At 67.3% G+C, this 19,465-nt stretch carries 14 protein-coding genes; 3 read left to right on the forward strand and 11 right to left on the reverse strand.

Features of this window, described 5'->3' with window-relative positions; translation table 11 throughout:
* Positions 1 to 11 precede the first annotated feature (11 nt).
* The 11 genes from AC6CR5_RS07185 to AC6CR5_RS07235 all read right to left on the reverse strand — a co-directional run bounded on the left by AC6CR5_RS07185 (position 12) and on the right by AC6CR5_RS07235 (position 16,406).
* Positions 12 to 3,182: a toxin VasX gene (locus tag AC6CR5_RS07185; protein ID WP_316310721.1), complete on the reverse strand. Its 3,171-nt coding sequence runs from the start codon at positions 3,180 to 3,182 to the stop codon at positions 12 to 14.
* Positions 3,166 to 4,152: a DUF4123 domain-containing protein gene (locus AC6CR5_RS07190; RefSeq protein WP_047990995.1), complete on the reverse strand. Its 987-nt coding sequence runs from the start codon at positions 4,150 to 4,152 to the stop codon at positions 3,166 to 3,168. The genes AC6CR5_RS07185 and AC6CR5_RS07190 overlap by 17 nt, the downstream gene beginning before the upstream one ends.
* Positions 4,145 to 6,838 carry a type VI secretion system Vgr family protein gene (locus tag AC6CR5_RS07195; protein WP_155873210.1) on the reverse strand — a complete coding sequence of 898 codons (2,694 nt, stop codon included), beginning with the start codon at positions 6,836 to 6,838 and terminating at the stop codon, positions 4,145 to 4,147. The genes AC6CR5_RS07190 and AC6CR5_RS07195 overlap by 8 nt, the downstream gene beginning before the upstream one ends.
* 16 nt (positions 6,839 to 6,854) lie before the next feature.
* A complete protein-coding gene (tssH, locus tag AC6CR5_RS07200) occupies positions 6,855 to 9,539 on the reverse strand; it encodes a type VI secretion system ATPase TssH (protein ID WP_498085420.1) in 2,685 nt (894 codons plus the stop codon).
* 19 nt (positions 9,540 to 9,558) lie between these two features.
* On the reverse strand, positions 9,559 to 10,659 hold the full coding sequence (gene tssG / locus AC6CR5_RS07205; RefSeq protein ID WP_172561409.1) for a type VI secretion system baseplate subunit TssG: 1,101 nt from the start codon (positions 10,657 to 10,659) through the stop codon (positions 9,559 to 9,561).
* The gene (gene tssF, locus AC6CR5_RS07210) at positions 10,623 to 12,461 is read right to left on the reverse strand and encodes a type VI secretion system baseplate subunit TssF (RefSeq protein ID WP_498085421.1); all 1,839 of its coding nucleotides are present in this window, start codon (positions 12,459 to 12,461) and stop codon (positions 10,623 to 10,625) included. The genes tssG and tssF overlap by 37 nt, the downstream gene beginning before the upstream one ends.
* Before the next feature lie 53 nt (positions 12,462 to 12,514).
* Positions 12,515 to 13,000 (reverse strand): type VI secretion system baseplate subunit TssE, encoded by a 486-nt coding sequence (tssE, locus tag AC6CR5_RS07215; RefSeq protein WP_006384075.1) that lies wholly within the window; start codon positions 12,998 to 13,000, stop codon positions 12,515 to 12,517.
* 70 nt (positions 13,001 to 13,070) lie between these two features.
* Positions 13,071 to 13,574 (reverse strand): Hcp family type VI secretion system effector, encoded by a 504-nt coding sequence (locus AC6CR5_RS07220; RefSeq protein ID WP_006384074.1) that lies wholly within the window; start codon positions 13,572 to 13,574, stop codon positions 13,071 to 13,073.
* Positions 13,575 to 13,614: 40 nt separating this feature from the next.
* Entirely contained in the window at positions 13,615 to 15,105 is a 1,491-nt protein-coding gene (tssC, locus tag AC6CR5_RS07225; protein WP_006384073.1) for a type VI secretion system contractile sheath large subunit, read from the reverse strand.
* Positions 15,098 to 15,622 (reverse strand): type VI secretion system contractile sheath small subunit, encoded by a 525-nt coding sequence (tssB, locus tag AC6CR5_RS07230; protein WP_498085422.1) that lies wholly within the window; start codon positions 15,620 to 15,622, stop codon positions 15,098 to 15,100. The genes tssC and tssB overlap by 8 nt, the downstream gene beginning before the upstream one ends.
* Before the next feature lie 67 nt (positions 15,623 to 15,689).
* Positions 15,690 to 16,406 (reverse strand): outer membrane protein assembly factor BamD, encoded by a 717-nt coding sequence (locus tag AC6CR5_RS07235; protein WP_238873931.1) that lies wholly within the window; start codon positions 16,404 to 16,406, stop codon positions 15,690 to 15,692.
* Positions 16,407 to 16,562: 156 nt separating this feature from the next.
* On the opposite strand from AC6CR5_RS07235, the gene tssJ reads away from it, so the two are divergent.
* From tssJ to icmH, 3 genes are all read left to right on the forward strand, one after another.
* The gene (gene tssJ / locus AC6CR5_RS07240; RefSeq protein WP_223308493.1) at positions 16,563 to 17,180 is read left to right on the forward strand and encodes a type VI secretion system lipoprotein TssJ; all 618 of its coding nucleotides are present in this window, start codon (positions 16,563 to 16,565) and stop codon (positions 17,178 to 17,180) included.
* A 77-nt stretch (positions 17,181 to 17,257) separates the two neighbouring features.
* On the forward strand, positions 17,258 to 18,604 hold the full coding sequence (gene tssK, locus AC6CR5_RS07245) for a type VI secretion system baseplate subunit TssK (protein WP_026381994.1): 1,347 nt from the start codon (positions 17,258 to 17,260) through the stop codon (positions 18,602 to 18,604).
* A 58-nt stretch (positions 18,605 to 18,662) separates the two neighbouring features.
* Positions 18,663 to 19,442 carry a type IVB secretion system protein IcmH/DotU gene (gene icmH, locus AC6CR5_RS07250; protein ID WP_024069116.1) on the forward strand — a complete coding sequence of 260 codons (780 nt, stop codon included), beginning with the start codon at positions 18,663 to 18,665 and terminating at the stop codon, positions 19,440 to 19,442.
* Positions 19,443 to 19,465: the final 23 nt, after the last annotated feature.

Here is a 19,465-nt window from a genome sequence, read left to right on the forward strand (position 1 = left end):
GTTTTTTTTTCCTAGTAGTTGTCAACGTAGACCCCCGACTCAAACCCCGTCTCCATTCCGGGCCGCTGGGTTTCATTCGGCCAATAATGGACCTTCATGCAATAGAATCCACGCAAGCCCAGAAACACCTGAAAAGAGCCTGTCAATTTGGCGCTTTTGCTGATTGGGTCAATGGTCATTTGCTCGTTCCTGAACCCCGGGGCAGGAACAAGAGAGGATCCGCTTTGTACCGCAGGCAACGTCGCGTTCTTCCCGGCGCTCATGGTGCGGAAGACCTTCTTTCCGTCCCGATCGTTCCTATAGAATTCGATCGTGACCCGCGTGTCATCAGAATATAGCGGGACCGTAACGTTGTAATGGGCGTGGAAATACCCGTTCCCCACCGCGCCCTTCATCAAGTAACCACTGGCCACCAGGATAATGCGTTCCAGCGCCTGAAGTTCGTCATTCAGATTGGCGAACGGAATGGCCGGCGCCCCGCGCTTGCCGGCGCTTGCCTTGGTGGCGAAGGGGTTGTTGTCGGTGTTGCCAAGCTGCGCACGCTTGCCGAACACGCCATTATCAAGCCAATACTCCACGGGCAAACGACTGGTATCGTCGGTTCCCGCCGCGTTCACCGCGGTCCATATAGCGACTCCCAGCGCAGCGATCGTCAGCAAGGTCCAGCCGACCGGTCCCAGCGACAGCCCCAGGACCGCAAAGGCGGAACCTCCGCCAGCCACCGCCATCGTCGCCCCATAGCCTGCCGCCCCCGATATCACGGTCGCCAGCGCCGAGGCCGTACTCCAATACGCCGACGTATTGTTGCCCGCTTGACGCTTGCGGTATGCCCCATAGGCGGTCGCCAAGCCATCCAGAATGCCGGCCGCCAAACCGAGCTTGGCGCCCTGCCGCATCAGTTTCAGCGAAACCTCCTTGGAAACCAGCGCGCCGATAGAGGAAGCCAAATCGAAACCGATGCTGACCGTGGCAACGATGTTTGCCGTCGCGCCCGCGCCGCTCGTCATTCTGTCCTCTATCGAGGCGCCTTCCTTGAGCGTCGCCGCCAACGCGTTGATGGCGCCTTGCGCCTGGAAGAACATGATCCCCGAGCCCAGGGCGGTGGACGCAAGGTTCCCCGTCAATGCAACACGGCCGTTCAGATAGGGGTTCACCCGGGCCTGTTCCCGCAACGGTAATTCGATTTCCTGCAGGGGCGTGCCTCCCGCAAGGGAGCGGCTGAGCTTTTCCCCCTGGGCAAGCTTCTTGAAGGTGAATGCGACCACGGCAGAGATCGTCATTCTGTCCTCGGGCAAATCCAGATACACGCCGCGCCCCATTGTTTCCGACAGGCTCAGGCCGCGCTGGCCCAGGTTGCCTTCCTGCGCCAGATAGCTTCTGCCAGCGGGCAAGGCGCCGCCCACACGTATCGGCGCGCGACCTTCTATCGGCTTGGTCGCGGCTTCTTCCAGCAGATTCTTGATCTCCGCCAACGGCCCCTTCAGCACCGCCGGTGAGACCAGCAAGTCGTCACGCGTGACCAGCGTCATCGCGATGCCGCGCATGAGCCGGTTGTACGTCTTGGGATCATTGATCATCAGCTTGACCAACTGCCCCGTCACGGTATCCACCAGCGTGGCGGTGGCCTCGTTATAGCGCCGCTTGGCTCTCAAGGCTTCGCGCAGATTATCGATCTTCAATGCGCCGCCTTCCATATACGGAGTCACCATCGCATAGGCAGCCCTGATGATCGAACCGGCTTCGTCGACCGAACCCGTGTCCGCCAGCAGCTTGTAGAGATCCGAATTGCCCGCGGACAAGCTTCGATAGAACCAGTTGTCCGGATCATCGACCGACAGCTTCCAGAGTTCCGCCCAGACCTCCACGCGTTCCCTTTCGGTCTGGCCCGAGCCGGCAACGCAAGACGCCGCCATATGTTCGCGCCGCACCCCAGCCGCATCATCCCGGTCACAGAAATCGGAGCGCTGCTGTTGTTTCCAGCCCTGGCATTTGATCCAGGTCGTGAATAGCGAGCTCAAGTTCTCGATCTGCGACATCAAGGACGTCTTGCCTTCACTGTCCGCAAGCGCCGCCTTCCATGCCCCGGTGTCTATGTTCCGTTCGTAGCGCTCCGGCCCATAATTGGCCGCCCAGAACGGCCCTGGATTGGCCTTCGCGCTCAGGCACATGCCTTGGATGATATCGGCGATGACACGTTTGCGGGCGCGCTCCGGATCGAGCGCTCCTTCAAGCACCGACGCCCGCGCGGCCGCGATATTGCGCCGCAGATTCAGTTCCTGCACGATCCCCACCGGATCGGGCAGCACCAGTCCCACCCCCCACTGCAACGCTGGCAGCTTCGAATTCACCCCCCACATGGATGCGGTCAGCAACTGCGGTTCCGGCTCGGCGCGCAGCTGCAGCGGGTTGTGCAGCCCCGCGTTCAGGCAGCGCTGCACGTCCGCCGGCGCGTAGTCGGCGACGATCTCCGTGATGTCGGGCATGGTCAGCTTGCAGGTGTTGGGCGCGGTGCTGCCCGGCCCCACCTTGCCGTCGGCAATGTCCTTGACGTTCAGTTCGGTCATGCGGGCCGTGCGGCAGCCGTCCTTGTCGTCTTCGTAATCCTTGCGGGTCTCCCTGTCCCAGACGTAGCGGCTGTAGGCGATCCAGACCTTGGGGCTGCGCACGTGATCGATGGTGATGAACTGCGTGGCGGTGTTGTTGTGCCCCTCCGACGAGCAGGCCTCGGACAGCGGCTTGGTGGTCTCGGCGTCTTCCGGCATCTTGGCGACCGGGATCTTGCGGTAGTAGCCCTTCTTGTCGAGCAGGTAGCCGTCCCAGGTCTTGTCCTGCTTGAGCACGTACAGGTAGCCGGCGGCGGGCACGCGCACGAAATAGGTTTCCACCGGCAGCCCGGCGGGGTCGAAGCGCGGATCGAACAGCCGCACCTTGGCGTGCGCGTTCAGCTTTTTTTCCAGCCAGGTGCTGTACATGCGATGGGCGGGAATCTCCCATTGCGTATTGCTGGCGCCGCCATGCTCGCTATTGGCCCAGGCTTCGCGCACCATGGGGCGCGGCAACGGCGCCGGCACCAGCGGCATGATCGCCACGCCGCCCTGCTTGTCGCAGTTGATGCACTTGCCCTTGGTTTCGCCGCAGGTATTCGCCGCGGCGGCGCGGCGCGCGTTAGAAAGCTCGGCCATCCCTCACCTCTGTCTGCTCCGATTCGGATGCCGCGCCGGTCCATTGCCGCACGCGGTTCCATTGTTCTTGCGTGATGTCGTTCAAGGCCGCCACCGCCGCGATGCCATTGGCCTGCATGGTCGCCATGGCGTGGCGGATGTCGGGGTGCTGGTCGAAATGCGGGTGCACCAGCAGGCCGTGCAAGGCGTAGTCGACGATGTCGGTGTCCGTCTCCAGCCCCCAGCGCGCCTGGGCGCGCGCCACCAGCCGGTCGGCGCGCGCGCGCAGGCGGGACCCGCCCATGTCGTGGCCGGCCTCGGCCAGGGCGTCGAGCGCCTGGTTGACCCAGCCGGCGCGTTCGAGCACGGCGCATTGCGCGCGATCGAGCACCAGCGGCGCCGCCGGACCGGCCTGCGGCGCGCCAGCGGCCGCCGACCGTTCATACTGGAGCGCCAGCTCGCCGGCGGCGCGGCCCGGCCGCCAGCAGGCCCGGACCGGCGCCAGCCATTGGGCCATCTGGTCTTCGGACAGCACTTCGGCCAATACCTCGGCCACGCGCGGGTCCCAATGACGCAGCGTCACGGGGTCGGCGCGGTCCGGCACCAGGCAGCGCGCCATGCGCGCCAGATGCCGGGCCAGCGCGGCGGGCGCCACGGGGCTGGCGATCCAGCCGCAGATCGGCCGCTGCGTCCGGCCGGGGCCGGCGGCCGCGCACGCCGCTTCGACGGCCAGTTCGATCGCGTCGTCGCGGCCGAACTCGCCCAGTTCGAGCAGGTAGGGGCAATGTTCGGCCAGGAAGCGGCTGCGATCCAGGGGCAACGCGACGGCCTGCCCCCGGCGCCTGGCATGGGCCAGCGGATCCTCGATGGTGGGGTCGACCAGAACGTACAGCCGGTCTTGCGGCAGGCCCGAGGCAGCAGCCAGCAGTTGTTGGTAGAGCCGCGAGACGGCGGCCCGGTCCGCGTCGCGCGGAAAGTCGCCGTCAAACAAAGGCCGACCCTCCCGCCGCGGCGCTGTTGACCTTGCTCGGGCAATCCTTGAATTCACCCGAGGGCGGGGCCAGGTTGCCGCTGGCCGTCTGCGGCCCTACCCAGCTGTGCGCGCCGGCCTTCAACTCGACCTTGCCCGGCGCATGCAGCTGGATGCCGCCGCCCTCCAGCCGCAGATAGGCGCCGGCGGCCGTGGCCAGCACGCGCTGCTTGCCCTCGACCAGCACGTTGGCGCCGGCGGAGGCGAAGGTCACGGCTTTTTCGGCGCTCAGGGTCATCCTGGCGTCCTGGCTGTGCAGGCGCAGCTTGCCCCCGGCCGCATGCAGGCGCAGGCCCGCGTCCTTGACCGGCCGGCCGCCGCCGGCCGCGTGGCCGGCCGTGAACAGCAAGGCGCCGCCCGCCACGCCCACCGCCAGGTGCGCGCTGCTGGCCCAGTTCACGTCCGGCGCGATCTGCGCGAAGGTGGCGCCGGCCACCAGGAAGGCATTGGCCGGCGTGTACTGGCCGATGCCGCTGGGCGCGCTGACCTGTATGTGCGGTTCGCTGTAGGCCGCCACCTTGACGGCGGCGCCCTGGGGATTGGGATCGTCCTGGGTGGCCTCGACCACTTCCAGGATGTGTTGCAGGCCCTCTTGCGCCGGCAGCGCTTGCGGGTCGCCGTCCAGGATGGCCTTCTGCCTGACCGCGACGTCGGCCAGTTCCCTGGCCGCTTCCAGCGCGGCCTCGATCTGCTTGGATGCCTCGGCACTGTCGAGCAGCGGCCCTTCGGCGTTCTCGCGCAGGTCGGCGCTCAGCAGCAGCCCCGAGCCGCCGCGCAGCGCCACGGCCTCCTTGGTCGACAGCTCGGCGCCATGGCCCAGGTCCTGCAGCCGCTCGTTGTCGCGCTGCTGCTTGACGTGGCCCAGGTTCAGGCGCGCATCGGCCTGGGTGGTCGAGGCGGTCAGGCGCGACTGGCCCGGCGTGTCGTCCTGCACCAGCTGGTTGTAGCCGCCGGTGCCGGCGCCGCTGCTGGCCAGGGCCTGGGTCTTGAAGCCGGACATCACCGCGTTGTGGGCGTGGCCCTCGTTGGCGCCGGCGAACCAGGCCGGCGCATTGCCAGTGGCGTTGGCGCCGCCCGCCTGCACCTTGTTGTGCGAGGCATCCTCGGCGCCCTCGCCGTTGTAGAGCGCGCCCACCACCACCGGCCGGTCGATGTCGCCATGCAGGAATTCCACCAGCACCTCCTGGCCCACGCGCGGCACGAAATGGCCGCCCCAGTCGCCGCCGGCGACGGGCTCGGCCACGCGCACCCAGGTGCCCAGTTCATCCTTGGCGGGCGCGTTCTCTTCCCCCGAAGGATGCGCCATCCGGCTGCTGGAGGCCTTGCCGCGCTGCCAATGGAACTGCACCTTGATGCGGTGATCGCGGTCGGTGTGCACCGGTTCCTCGGCGCCGATCACCAGGGCGGTCTGCGCGCCGAACACAGTGGGACGGGGGTGCAGGCGCACGCCATGGCCATCCTGCGTCGCGGGGCGGAATTCGGTGTCGCTGCCGATGCAGGTGAAGGCGTTGCGATAGAAATCGGCGTCGTCGCTGTCGCCGCCCCCCAACGCCTCGCTCACGGCACGGCCGAGGTCGGCGTCGAAGTTGTTGCGGGCCTGGTGCGTGATGGCGATCACCACGAAGGCGGACGCGCCGCCCTGCTGGTAGTGGCCGGTCAGCTCGAAACGCTGCCCCGGCGCCAGCGTGCGCACGGTGCCCGCGCCTTCGATGCTCTGCTGGCGCACGCGCAACGCGGCCAGCGCATTGTGCGCCAGCCGCTCGCCCTGGGCGCTGTCCTCGTAGGCGTACTGGCCGGGATAGTCGTCGCTGACCAGCTCGATCGCGTTGGCCAGCTTGCCGGCGTCCGCCTGCGCCGAGACCGGCCGCGCCTGGGCGCTGCGGTAGTCCCAGCTGGCCATGCGCACGGCGTTGGTCTGCCAGCGCTGGCGCGGACTCCAGCGCTGGATGCTGTCTTCGGTTTCGGTGACGTCGGCGCGCGCGAAACGCACGCTGGCCTGCGGGCCGGGCTTGAAGGCGCCGTTGTGGTCGGCGATGACCAGGGTATGGCCGTCGTCGGCGTGCTCGACCCAGTAGAACAGGCCCTCTTCGGCCAGCAGGCGCTCGACGAAGGCGTAGTCGGTTTCGCGGTACTGGATGGCCAGGCTGCGCTTGGCGTAGGCGGCGCGATCCTTCACTTCCCAGCGCCATTGCGGCGCCAGCGCCCCCTGGCCCTTGTAGTCGCCGAAGATGCTGTCGACGATGTCGATCACCGTCTTGTCCTGGTAGGCGAAGCTGTCGCGCCGCGCCCGCAGGAACGCCAGCCACGGCTCCACGGTCAGCCCATAGCGCGCCAGGCCGCCATTGGCGCCCAGGAAACGCACCGCCGTGGCGTGGCCGTGCCACAGGCGCGGCTGCTCGCGGTCCAGCGCGGTCTGCAGGCGCAGGGTGACGGGCTGGCCCATCAGGGCCTTCAGCGGGATATGCGCGTCGTCGGACAGCGCGGTGATCTCCAGGCGATAGGCGCCGCCGCTCAATTGTTCGGTGGCCGACAGGGTCTCGGCCACCAGGCGGTTCTCGCCCAGCGGCGTGCGCAGGTCCAGCAGGCGGTTGGCCTGCGCGATGCCGGCGGTCGACAGGCGGGACAGTCCGGAAGAATCCTGGGGCATGATCGCGGCTCCTGGCTCAGGTCAGGCGGTAGCGGAAGTCGCCGTTCTTGCCGGCCGTGACGCGGATGCGCGCGATCGCCTCGCCCTGCGCCATGCGGCCCAGCACCTGTTCGGCGATCTGCGGCAGCAGCGTGCCGTTCAGGATGTGGTCGACGTTGCGCGCGCCCGTGTCCACCTCGGTGCAGCGCGCCAGCACGGCCTCGACCAGCGCGTCGTCCCAATCGAACACGGCGCGGTGGTTGGCCTGCACCCGCTCGGCGATGCGGGCCAGCTTCAGGCCAATGATGCGCGCCAGGGCGTCGTCATCCACCGGGTAGTAGGCGATGGTCTTCATGCGGCCCAGGAAGGCGGGCTTGAAAGCCTTGTACAGCTGCGGCGCCAGCAGTTCCTGCAAGGCGTCCGGATCCGGCCGTTCCTCGGCGGACTTGTTCAGGCAGGCCTGCATGATGGTCGACGAGCCGACATTGGAGGTCAGGATGATGAGCGTGTTGCGGAAGTCGATCTCGCGCCCTTCGGCATCGTCCATCACGCCCTTGTCGAACACCTGGAAGAACAATTCCAGCACGTCGGGATGGGCCTTCTCGATCTCGTCCAGCAGCACCACGCTGTAGGGCTGGCGCCGCACGGCTTCGGTCAGCACGCCGCCTTCGCCGTAGCCGACGTAGCCGGGCGGCGAGCCTTTCAGGCCCGAGACGCTGTGGGCCTCCTGGTATTCGCTCATGTTGATGGTGACCAGCTTGCGCTCGCCGCCGTACAGGATGTCGGCCACCGCCAGCGCGGTCTCGGTCTTGCCCACGCCGGAGGGGCCGACGAACAGGAACACGCCCTTGGGCTTGTTCGGGTCTTCCAGGCCGGCGCGCGCGGTGCGCACGCGCTGGGCGATGGCGTGCAACGCGTGGTCCTGGCCGATCACGCGTTCGGCCAGCAGCGGCTGCAGTTCCAGCACGGTGCGGATTTCGTCGTTGACCATGCGGCCCAGCGGGATGCCGGTCCAGGCCGAGACGATCTCGGCGATCACCTGCGCATCCACATAGGCCGGCACCAGCGGCGCTTCGCCCTGCAGGGCGCGCAGTTGCTGCTGAAGCTCGGCCAGTTGCGCCTGGGCGGGCGTCGGCTCGGCGGCCTTGCCGGCGCGGCGCTTGCCGGTGGTTTCGGGCTCGGGTTCCTGGCCTGCGGCTTCCAGCTCTTCGCGCAGCGCGTGGATCTGCCGCACCAGCTCGCTTTCCTGGGCCAGGCGCGCCTCGGCGTCGGCCAGCTGCTGGCGGGTGGCGGCCATCTCCTCGTCCAGTTCGCGCAGGCGCGCCGATTGCGCGGCGCCGGCGGCGGCCTCGCGGCGCAGGGCGGCGCGCTCGGTTTCCTGGCGCGCCAGGCGGTGGCGGGCGTCGTCGATCAGGGCCGGCGTGGCGCTGCGGCCCAGCGCCACCCGGGCGCAGGCGGTGTCCAGCACGCCGACGGCCTTGTCCGGCAGCTGGCGGCCACTGATGTAGCGGTGCGACAGGCGGGCGGCGGCGACGATGGCTTCGTCCAGGATGCGCACGCCGAAATGGCTTTCCATCAATGGCGCCATGCCGCGCAGCATGCTGGCGGCCAGCGTCTCGCTGGGTTCTTCCACCTTGACCACCTGGAAGCGCCGCGCCAGCGCGGCGTCCTTCTCGAAGTACTTCTTGTATTCGCTCCAGGTGGTGGCGGCGATGGTGCGCAGTTCGCCGCGCGCCAGCGCCGGCTTGAGCAGGTTGGCGGCATCGTTCTGGCCGGCCTGCCCGCCCGCGCCGATCATGGTGTGGGCTTCGTCGATGAACAGGATGATGGGCGTGGGGCTTTGCTTGACCTCGTCGATCACGCTTTTCAGGCGGTTCTCGAACTCGCCCTTGACGCTGGCGCCGGCCTGCAGCAGGCCCATGTCCAGCGTGCGCAGCGCCACGCCGGCCAGCGCCGGCGGCACGTCGCCGGCCACGATGCGCAGCGCCAGGCCTTCGACCACCGCGGTCTTGCCGACGCCGGCCTCGCCGGTCAGGATGGGGTTGTTCTGGCGCCGCCGCGTCAGGATGTCGATCATCTGGCGGATCTCGGCATCGCGGCCGATCACCGGGTCGATCCTGCCTTCGCGGGCGCGCTCGGTCAGGTTGGTGGTGTACTGGTCCAGCGCCGGCGTCTTGGACAGCCCGGCCGCGGGCGTTGCGGCCTCGCCCTGAACGGCGTCGTCGCCCAGCGCCACCGATTGGCCGGCCTCTTCCGAGCCGGCCGTCAGGGCCGCGAAATCGTGCTTCAGCTCTTCCAGCCGGAATGACTCGAACAGGCGCGAGCCGCGCCGCGCCAGCGCCGCCAGATCGGGCTCGGTGAGCAGCGCCAGCAGCAGATGGCCGGAGCGGATGCGGGTCGTCTGCGTGTCCAACGAGGCGATCAGCCAGGCATGCTCGAACAGGCGCGGCAGGTGCGGCGAAAACACCGGGGTGCGGGTATTGCCGTTCTTGAAGCCGCGGATCTCGGCGTTCAGGTCGGCCTCCAGCACCGAGGCCTCGATGCCGCTGCGGCGCGCCACGATGCTGAAATCGCTGGCGGGCTTTTCCAGCAGCGCCAGGAACAGGTGTTCCAGATCCACCTCGTAGTGGCCTTGCGCCATGCACAGGCTGGCGGCGCGCTCGGCGGCCTGGCGGCAGGTCTGGTTCAGTTTCCCGATCAGGGTTTTCAGGGGAGTGGCCATGTTCTGGGTTGTCTTGTTCTCAGTGGATGGTGTGCAGTTCGTAGCTGGCGTCGTCGCGGTCCGACGCCGACGGTTCGGTGCAAAGAAAGGAATTCCAGCCCAGGCGCGCGCCGCCGCCCTCGGCGTCGCCGCCCAGCGCGCTGCCGGCGACGTCCTCCTTGGCCATCACCAGCCGCACCTCGTATTCGAAGCTGAGCCCGCCGAACATCGTCAGCAGTTTCTCCAGCGCCTGGGCGCGGGCGCCGCCGGGCAGGAAATCGGCGAACGCCGACCTGGACAGCGGGCCGATCCACAGCCGGATGCGCAGGTCGCGCTGCCAGATGCGCTCGCCCGCCATGGCGGAAACGCCCAGCACCGCGCCGGGACGGCCCAACTGGGTGCGGTTTTCGGGCGGCACGTGGTACCAGCGGCCGACGAACTGTTCGACCCGCAAGCTGACCTGGAAATAGTCGGCCAGCACCCGCTGCAGGTACGCGGCCGACACCGGCCGCTGCCGCGCCGCCGCCGCGTAGTGCGCCAGCGATTCGTCGAACACGCGGCCCTCGCCGGCATGCAGGCGGTCGCGCAGCGCCGGATGCCCTACCCCGCCCAGCGCCAGCAGCAGCGGCAGGTAGTGATGGTCCTGTTCGGTTTCGTGCCGCAGCGGCATGCGGTACTTCTTCCAGGCCGCGTAGAACAGCGCCGCGGCCCGGTTCGAGAAGATGTCGAAGAAGGCGCGGGCGCCACGGTCGCGCGTGGCGCTTTCGCGGTGGCTGAGAATCTCGGAGTAATGCAGCGGCAAGGCCCCCTGCCCGCCCAGCAGACCGAAGAAGGCCGGCTCGATCTCCACCCGTCCCAGCGTGCCGGCGGCCAGCGCCGCCAGTCGCGCGTCGGCGTCGTGCAGGGCCTGGCCGTTCTTGTCGAAGGCCGTCAGCCCCGCGATCTCGCTGGCCGGAAAGCCCAGCGACGACGAGTTGACGAAGCGCAGGTGCGCCGGCACGGCATTCCTGGCGCGCGTGCCTTCCTGGCGCGCGAACCACAGTTCCAGCACCCGCACGGCCTGGAAGAACTTGAAGCGCTGCGGCTCGGCCAGCAGCGATTCGATTACGCTAGGATCGCGTCGCCGTTGCATGGGGGACACCGTAGGATTTCCTCCGCGCCGCGGCGCGACAGCACCACCAACTGCACGAAGCTGTTGGCGTGCACGTAAAGGCCGAAGAAGCGGTTGAGCACCGCCACGAAGGCATGCAGGCTGGTGCCCACGAAGTTTTCTTCATTGATCGTCAGCCGGATCTCGATGCCGCGCACGAAGGTCGCGAACGGCTCGCCCGGCATCCAGTGGGTGGCGGGCTTGTAGTCCAGCCCCACCAGCCCTTCGATCTGGCGCGCGGCCACCGCCGCGTGCGACAGGTCGTACAGGCGCAGCGTCTCCTTCAGCGCCGGCAGGCCGCTGTGCACCAGTGACAGGTGGTTCAGCGCCAGGTGCGAGATCAGGCGCCAGTGCGCCGCGCGGCCCTGCTGGAAGCGGTGCGTATGGGTCGGGCGGCGCAGCATGCGGATCTCGCGCGCTACCGAGCCGCCTTCCAGGAACAGGTCGCCGCCGGGCTGGCCCACCGCCAGGTGCGACGGCAGGTCGCGATTGGTGCAGGTCAGCTCCAGGCTCAGCGTTTCGGTCTGCGGCAGGGCCGGATTGAAGTCGATGTCGACGATGGACATCTCCATTTCGTAGCCCGGGCTGCGCTCGGCCACCATCGAATCGCGCCGCGCGGTCCAGTAATGGCTGGCGCCCTCGGGCGTCTCGCCGTGGTGCAGCGAATAGAACGGCCGGAACTCCACCACCGAATCGCCCTGCGCGTTCTGCCGCACCAGCCGCACGCGGTCGATGGAATAGACCTCGTAGCCGTAGGCCCGGCGCGCATCGGCCACCACCGGATAGGAGGCCGCCGCATGCGTGACGCGGATGGGATCGGCGCGCTGCTCGAACAGGTTGATCACCGGCGTGCAGCCCAGCCGGAAGTTGTCGGCCGAGGCCGATTCCAGCAGGCGCGCGGTATTCGAATCGGCGCGCAGCCCCTTGACCGGCAGGTGCAGCGTGAATTCGCGCAGCGGCCCGACCGCGCGCCGCAGCGCCGCCAGGTCGATGTCGACGAAGTTGAATTTTTCGGAAAAGACGAAGTACTCGGCCAGCAGCCGGTAGGCCGGATGCGAGCTGGCCGGAAAATCGATCAGCGCGTCGTCCTCGGCCAGTCCCACCTGGGCCAGCGGCACGTCCGGCAGCCGGTTCCAGCGGCCGGGTTGGGTCTCGATGTAGGCCGCCGCGGTGCGCAGGAACAGGCAGTCGCGCAGCGCCGCCACGAACGACGGTTCGCCGTGCAGATAGACCCGCAGGCGGTCCACGGCCAAAGTGGCAAAGCTCTGCGTTTCGGCCAGGCAGGCCAGCGTCAGCGACAGGCGGCCGGTCACTCCCGGCGGCAGTTGCGTGGCCGATGGCGCGTTGGCGGTCGAAGCGAACGTGGCCTGGCGGATGGCCACCGGCGCCAGCGTCACGTCGTAGGCCGTGCGGAAGCGGCAGGCCACGCCGCGCACGGCGTGCGATTTCAATTCGGTGCCCCGCGCCACGCGCACCGGCGCGGTCAGTTGGGCCGCCACCCCGCCCATGTCGAACTGCGCGACCGAACACGCCGGAAACGGCCGCAGGTAATGCGGATACATCACTTCGAACAACGCTTCCGTGAATTCCGGATAGTCGTCGTCCAGCTTCTTGTTGATGCGCGCGCCCAGCAGGGCGAACGATTCGATCATCCGCTCGACGTGCGGATCCTCGCAGGTCTCTCCCGACAGCCCCAGGCGCGCGGCGATCTTCGGATAGCGCTGGGCGAAATCCCGCGACGAGCCGCGCAGGAACCCCAGCTCGCGTTCGTAATACGGCAGCAGTTCTTCCATCTTTCCCTTCCTCGCCGGCGACTGGCCGCCGGCGCCCGCGTGCGTTTATGTTGTCAGGCGGCCGCCGCGGCCTTGGCCCAGCCCTTGCTGACCGAATACTGCAGCGTCGACGGCTGCAAGGTCGCGTCGAACGTCACCGGCTCATGGGCCGGGCCGACGTCCAGCATCGCGGTGATCGCGAAATACAGCACCGAGGTGGCGCGGCTGTCGACCTGGAGCACCACGCGCACGTGCGTCAAGCGCGGCTCGTGGCGGGCGATGGCCTGCTCCAGCGACCGGCAGATGAATTCCCGGTCGTAGTGGCTGGCCAGGCTGAGCCCGGAGAAATCCGACAGCCCGTAGGTCAGGATCGACCGCTGGCAGTTCGGATAGCGCTTGAGCGACTCCTCGGTGAAGACCATGCGGGTATTGAGCAGGGCCTCGATGTCGCGCGCGACGGTTTCCTTGATTTCCTCGACGGACAGGCGCCGCAGCGCGTGCGGCGCCGGGCCGTCCCCGTCGAACAGCTTGTCGAACAGGCTGGGTTCGAATCCCTTCATCACGGACCTCTTTCAGGAAAACCGCGGCCCGGGGACGAGCCGCGGCCTTCGCCTTGCCGCGCGGTCGGGATCAGACCGAGTAGGTCTTGTCGTTCTTGGTCAGGCTCCAGGCGCCCTGGGAATTGCCGCCCTGGTTGCCGCCGACCTTCTGCTGCGTGTACTTCCACTGGACCGCGGCGTACTTCAGCGAGAACGATTCGTGCGGCAGGCCTTCGCTGACCACTTCCGGCGCGACGCGCGAGATGATCACGTACTTGAGCTTGATTTCCAGGTACTTGACGCGGTTGCCTTCGCCGTCGGCGCGCAGGAAGTCGATGGTCACTTCGTCAAAGGTCGTGCCGCCCGAAGCGTGCTGGTAGAGCAGCGGGCTGACCACGTCCAGGTCCTTGGTGAAGACCATTTCGCCATGCTCGGTGCGCTCGGCGGTGTGGCCGCCCGAGGTCGAGGCGGTGGCCGACCGCGGCTGGATGATCTCGTGGCGCCACGAGCCCACTTCGATCCAGTCCGGGTGATCCTTGTCCTGGGACTCGCCCTTGAGCGCGGGATTGCCGAATTTGACGTAGATGTCCTTCATTAAAGTACTCTCCGGTTAATAGCTTTGGATCAGACGGTCATCACGATTTCTGGGCCTGGGCGGGCAGTTCCGCCACCAGACGCAGGGAAATCGACAGCTCGTCGAGTTGGAAATGCGGCCGCAGGAACGCCACGGCCCGGAACACGCCAGGACGACCCGGCACTTCGGCAACCTGCACCGATGCTTCCCGCAGGGGGAATTGCGCTTTCTGCTCCTGGTTCGCGTTGTCGTCCAGCAGCACGTACTGCGAGACCCAGCGGTTCAGGAAACTCTCGACCGATTGCGCGGACGCAAAACTGCCGATCTTGTCGCGCATCATGGCCTTCAGGTAATGGGCCACGCGCGACACCGAAAAGATGTACTGCAACTGCGCCGACAGCACCGCGTTGGCATTGGCGCTGTCGGTGTTGTACTTCTTGGCCTTCTGCACCGATTGCGCGCCGAAGAACGCCGCGTAGTCGGAGTTCTTGCAGTGCACCAGCGGGATCAGGCCCAGGTCGCTCAGTTCCTTCTCGCGCCGGTCGGTGATGGCGATTTCGGTGGGACACTTGAGCGCGATCTCGCCATCGTCGGTCTTGAAGGTGTGGGTCGGCAGGTTCTCGACCAGACCGCCGCCTTCAACGCCGCGGATCGCCGCGCACCAGCCGAAGTCGGCAAAGGCCGCGGTCAGGCGCGCGCCGAAGGCCCAGGCGGCGTTGCACCACAGGTACTTGGCATGGTCGGTGCCGTCGACGTCCTCGACGAAATTGAAGCCTTCCACCGAGGTGCCCTCTTTCGGGTCGTACGGCAGGCGGCCCAGGAAGCGCGGCATGGTCAGGCCGACATAGCGCGAGTCCTCGGAGTCGCGGAAGCTGCGCCACTTGGTGTATTCGACCGTGTCGAACACCTTGGCCAGGTCGCGCGGGCGGCCCAGGTCGGCGAAGCTGTCCAGGCCCAGCAGCTCGGGCGAGGCCGAGGCGATGAACGGCGCGTGCGAGGCCGCGGCCACGTGCGACATCTGCTCGATGAAGTACATGTCCTCGGGCTGGCGGGTGATCTCGAAGTTGCCCAGCAGCGCGCCAAAGGGCGAGCCGCCGAAGGTGCCGAATTCTTCCTCGTAGACCTTCTTGAACATCAGGCTCTGGTCGAAGTCGATGGCGGTCTGGAAGTCGCGCACCAGGTCGCGCTTGGTGACGTTGAGCACCTTGATCTTGAGCATCGGCCCGGTATTGCTTTCCTGGCACAGGTAATGCAGGCCGCGCCAGGTGCTTTCGAGCTTCTGGAACTCGGCGCCGTGCATGACTTCGCTGAGCTGGGCCGAGATCAGGCGGTCCAGCTCGGCCACGCGGGCGTCGAGCATGGCAGACAGGTTGTCCGACACCACCACGGTGCCCTTCATGACTTCGCGCGCCAGTTCGCCGATCAGGTCCTTGGCGCGATCGTGCTCGGCGGTGGATTTGGCCACCCGGCTTTGCTCGACGATCTGGTCGAGCAGGCCCGAGTCGGCGGCGGCCGGGGCGGATGCGTTCTGCGCGGCGGCGGAATTACTCATTGATGCCTCCCTTGCCGTCCTTGCCGGCTTCGCTGGTCAGTTGCTGCAGTTTTTCCGTGCTGCTGAGCACTTCGCCCAGCAGGTCCTCCAGCTTGTCGTTGCCGGCCAGCTTGTTGCGCAGGTCGGCCAGCTTGGTGCGGATCTCCAGCAATTCCTTGAGCGGTTCGATCTGCTGCACCACGGCCTCGGGGCGGAAGTCCTCGATCGAGCGGAACTTCAGGTCGACGCCGAAGGTGCCGCCCTCGTCGGTCAGGCGGTTCTTCACGCGGTACGCGGCGCGCGGCTCGAGGCCGCGCATCACGTCGTCGAAGTTGTCGACGTCGATATTGACGAACTTGCGGTCCTTCAGGCGCGGCAGCTCGGCTTCCGACTGCGCGCTGAAGTCGCCCACCACACCCACGACGAAGGGCAGTTCCTTCTGCTCGATCGCGTCGCCCTTCTCGACGTCATAGGTCAACTGGACGCGCGGCGGGCGTACTTTCTGGAGTCTTTTCTGAACGCTTTCTTTCTTAGCCATGGGGGCTCCAAGCGGATGCGTATTGACGAAGGCAAGCGGCCCCGGCCAGCCGGGTCCGGCGGGCCGATCAGGGTTTGAGGAGATTGCCGAACGGATCCGGCGCGCGGCCCGCGGGAGGGGCAGAGGTCTGGGCCGGCGGCGTGGCGCCGCCGGATTGAGCCGGCTTGGCCGCGGCGCCGGCGTTGGCGGCCGGCGTGCCGGCCGAAGGGGTCACGGCCGTACCGGCGGCGGGGGTGCCCGCGGCGGGCGTGCCCGTGGCGGCCGCGCTGTCGTTGCGCGGCTTGGGCGGCGGGCGCGTGCCGCCGCCGCGCGGCGGCTTGCGGCCCTCGGGGAACAGCACGTCCTGGCCCAGCGTTTCACGCATGGCGGCGGCCAGCGCCACCGCGTCGCTGCGGGCGTTGCCGGCCAGCAGCGCGTCGGCGCGCAGGTCGGCCAGCGATTGCATGGCGACTCGCAGGCCGCCCACGGCGCGCACGGTCTTGGCGGTGAAGTCGTTCGAGTCGCGATTCAGCGCCTCATCGGCGGCAACGATCGCTTCCCCGTATTTCTGCTCATCGAAGCGGATCTTGGCGATGTACGACCAGGGTTCGCCGCGCGACGGATTGCGCTGCGCGATCTCCTGGAATTGGGCCACGGCCTCGTCGCCCCCCTTGTTGGCCAGCGTCTCGGTGGCCTGGGTGATCGACTGCTTGTATTCAGCGTCCGTCTGGGGCTTGTTGGTGGTGGCACAACCGGCCATTAACGCCACCATGCCACCTATGAGGAAATACCGGGAAAGTTGCATTTTTTGGGCACGTGTCTGATGTAACCAAGGGCCGCGTATTTCAACAACTTTTTGTTAGTACACCACTACAGAGGATTACGTCATGTAACTTGCGTCGAAATGTCGTGCAACGTGCCGTCATCTGTATGTTGTCGCAATCATCCGGTATAAAGAGCCATGTCAAAACATCTCAATTTATCGCGATGCTTGGCGGCCACGATGCTCATCGCGGCAGTGCCCGTCATTAATGGTTGTGCGGCGGTTTCCGCCCTTGGCGCGGTCGCCGGAATCACCGGCACGGCGCTCGATGCGGCGGGCCTGAAAAAGGACCCGAATGCGCCCACCGATGTGAAATTGGCGATACACGCCGGAGAAAATTTGAATGCGAGCAGCGGCCAGCCAACCGCCGTCGTTACGAAAGCATACTATTTGAAGAATGCCGAGGCATTTCAGCGCGCGCCGCTCACTCAATTGGTTGATACTGCGCAGGAAAAGGCGGCATTGGGCGACAGTCTCATCGCGTCGCGCGAAATCACCCTGACGCCAGGCCAGCGTTTCGAGAACGTCGAAAAGGTGCCGAAAGGCGCCGCGTACATCGCCGTTGCCGCCTTGTTTTACGCGCCCGCGCCGCAGCGCTGGAAATACGTGTTCGAGGTCAAGGAAGTCGAAGACACCGGCATCGTCCTGGGCGCGCATGCCTGCGCCATGACGGTCGCCACCGGCAAGATCGTGCTGCCGCCGGGCATGCCCGCGTTCGATCCGTCCCGGCTCGGTTCCCTGCAATGCCCGAACTGATTCCGGCGCGAGCCGCGCGCGTTCACCGCAACGTCCTCTTCATATATATAGATAGTCAATAACGAGAGCCCGCCAACGTGAGTTATTCAGCGAAGATCCTGTGGGGAGAGGGCCTGTTCCTGCGGCCCCAGCATTTTCAGCGCCAGGACGCCTACCATGAGGCCCGCCTGGCGGAAATGAGCCGCGCGCTGCACCCGTATTCGTGGGGCCTGCGCGCCGCGCGTTTCGACGCCGCCGCGCTCGCCAACGGCATGTTGCGCGCCACCGAACTGTCGGCGATCTTCCCCGACGGCGAAATCTACAACGCGCCGCACAACGACGACCTGCCGCCCGCCGTGGCGCTGGACGGGCTGGACGGCGCCAGCGAGGCCGTGTTCTACCTGGCCCTGCATCCGATGAAGGACATCGGCGGCAACTACCGCGACGCGCAGCAGGCGCAGGGATTCGATGCCCGCTACGCGCACCAGGACAGCCCCGCTCCCGACCTCTACACCAATGCCAGCACCGCCGAGCTGGCGTTCCTGCGCAAGAACGTGCGGCTGCTGTCCGAACACGAGCCGCGCGATGCGCTGCTGACGATCCCGGTGGCGCGCGTGCGCCGCACGGCCAGCGCCGGTTACGAGCTGGACACCGGCTTCATCGCGCCCAGCCTCACGGTGCAGGCCTGCGGCGCGCTGTTCGAGCAGTTGCGCCGCCTGCTGGACGCGCTGCAGGCCAAGGTCAATGCGCTGTACGGTTTCCATCGCGAGCCGAACAAGAACATCATCGAGTTCCGCTCGGGCGACGTGGCCTCGTTCTGGCTGCTGCACACCGCCAACGAAGCCTATTCGGCGCTGTCGCACCTGTTCCACAACCCGCAGCTGCATCCGGAACGCCTGTTCCAGGAGATGCTGCGGCTGGCCGGCGCGCTGATGACGTTCTCGAAGGTGCACACGCTGGCCGACCTGCCGGTGTATCGCCACGAGCAACCCGGCGCGGCCTTCGCGCAGCTCGACACGATCCTGCGCGACCTGCTCGACACCGTGATCTCGACGCGCTACTTCTCCATCGTGCTGGAAGAGCTGCGCCCCTCGTTCCACGTGGGCCGCCTCGATTCCGACAAGCTCGACGAGACCACCGCGCTGTACCTGTCGGTGTCCGCGGCGACGCCAGCCAGCGAGCTGGCCGAAACGGTGCCGCTGCGCTTCAAGGTCGGCGCGCCGGACGATGTCGAGAAGCTGGTGCTGTCGGCCATGCCGGGCGTGCAACTGGCCTACACGCCACAGGTGCCGCCGGCCGTGCCGGTCAAGCCGGGCGCCTGCTATTTCACCCTGCAGACGCGCGGCTCGCTGTACGACCGCATGCTGCAGGCGCGCAGCATTGCCATCTACGCGCCGTCCGGCATACCCGAGCTGAAACTGGACCTGATCGCCGTCACCCGCTGACGCGCGCCCTGTCCGCCCCTTCCCGACGCCACCCCGACATCCACCGACAGAGCCCGCCATGAACACCGCCGCGCCCTCTCTGATGCCCGCCGCCTCGCTCCCGCCGCGCGCCGCCGATTTCTACGGATCGCGCCCCGCCAAGTCACTGTTGGACCTGCTGTACGACGGCTTCCTGATGCTGTTCCTGCTCAAGAGCGGGCAGGAACCGGCGAGCGCCGCGTCGTTCTCGGCGCGGGTGCAGCAGTTCCTGGCGGACTTCGAGCGCAGCGCCAAGAAGCTCGACATACCGGCCGAGGACGTCTACGCCACCAAGTATGCGTTCTGCGCGGCGGTCGACGAGACCGTGCTGAATTCGGGCTTCTCGATCCGCGACGCCTGGATGCTGCAACCGCTGCAACTGACGCTGTTCGGCGAGCAACTGGCCGGCGAGAACTTTTTCTCGCGGCTGGAGGACCTGCGCGCCCAGGGCGCGCCGCGGCTGCAATCGCTGGAGGTGTTCTACATGTGCCTGCTGCTGGGCTTCCAGGGCAAGTACATGATCGAGGGCCAGGAAAAGCTGGGCTACCTGACCGCGCGCCTGGGCGACGAGATCGCGCTGCTGCGCGGCAAGCGTGCCGGCTTCGCGCCGCACTGGCCGCTGCCCGACAAGATCGCCCACACGCTCAAGCGCGACGTGCCGCTGTGGAGCATCGGCGCGCTGTTCGCGTTGCTGGGCCTGCTGGCCTACCTGGGCATGGCGCATTTCCTGAACGGCGACATGCAGACCGCCATGGCCCCGTATCACGACATCGTCAAGCTCGGCCCGCGCGCCGCCCACCTGACCATCTCGCTGCCCTGACGGCACACGCACACCGCCACGCA

The sequence above is a fragment of the Achromobacter sp. EG18 genome (genome assembly GCF_059759395.1).

What these genes read in the sequence shown, in the direction of transcription:
- AC6CR5_RS07185 (WP_316310721.1), bottom strand. Translation starts at nt 3,182, where the DNA reads ATGGCCGAGCTTTCTAACGCGCGCCGCGCCGCCGCGGCGAATACCTGC.
- AC6CR5_RS07195 (WP_155873210.1), bottom strand. Translation starts at nt 6,838, where the DNA reads ATGCCCCAGGATTCTTCCGGACTGTCCCGCCTGTCGACCGCCGGCATC.
- tssH (WP_498085420.1), bottom strand. Translation starts at nt 9,539, where the DNA reads ATGGCCACTCCCCTGAAAACCCTGATCGGGAAACTGAACCAGACCTGC.
- tssF (WP_498085421.1), bottom strand. Translation starts at nt 12,461, where the DNA reads ATGGAAGAACTGCTGCCGTATTACGAACGCGAGCTGGGGTTCCTGCGC.
- tssE (WP_006384075.1), bottom strand. Translation starts at nt 13,000, where the DNA reads ATGAAGGGATTCGAACCCAGCCTGTTCGACAAGCTGTTCGACGGGGAC.
- AC6CR5_RS07220 (WP_006384074.1), bottom strand. Translation starts at nt 13,574, where the DNA reads ATGAAGGACATCTACGTCAAATTCGGCAATCCCGCGCTCAAGGGCGAG.
- tssC (WP_006384073.1), bottom strand. Translation starts at nt 15,105, where the DNA reads ATGAGTAATTCCGCCGCCGCGCAGAACGCATCCGCCCCGGCCGCCGCC.
- tssB (WP_498085422.1), bottom strand. Translation starts at nt 15,622, where the DNA reads ATGGCTAAGAAAGAAAGCGTTCAGAAAAGACTCCAGAAAGTACGCCCG.
- AC6CR5_RS07235 (WP_238873931.1), bottom strand. Translation starts at nt 16,406, where the DNA reads ATGCAACTTTCCCGGTATTTCCTCATAGGTGGCATGGTGGCGTTAATG.
- tssJ (WP_223308493.1), top strand. Translation starts at nt 16,563, where the DNA reads ATGTCAAAACATCTCAATTTATCGCGATGCTTGGCGGCCACGATGCTC.
- icmH (WP_024069116.1), top strand. Translation starts at nt 18,663, where the DNA reads ATGAACACCGCCGCGCCCTCTCTGATGCCCGCCGCCTCGCTCCCGCCG.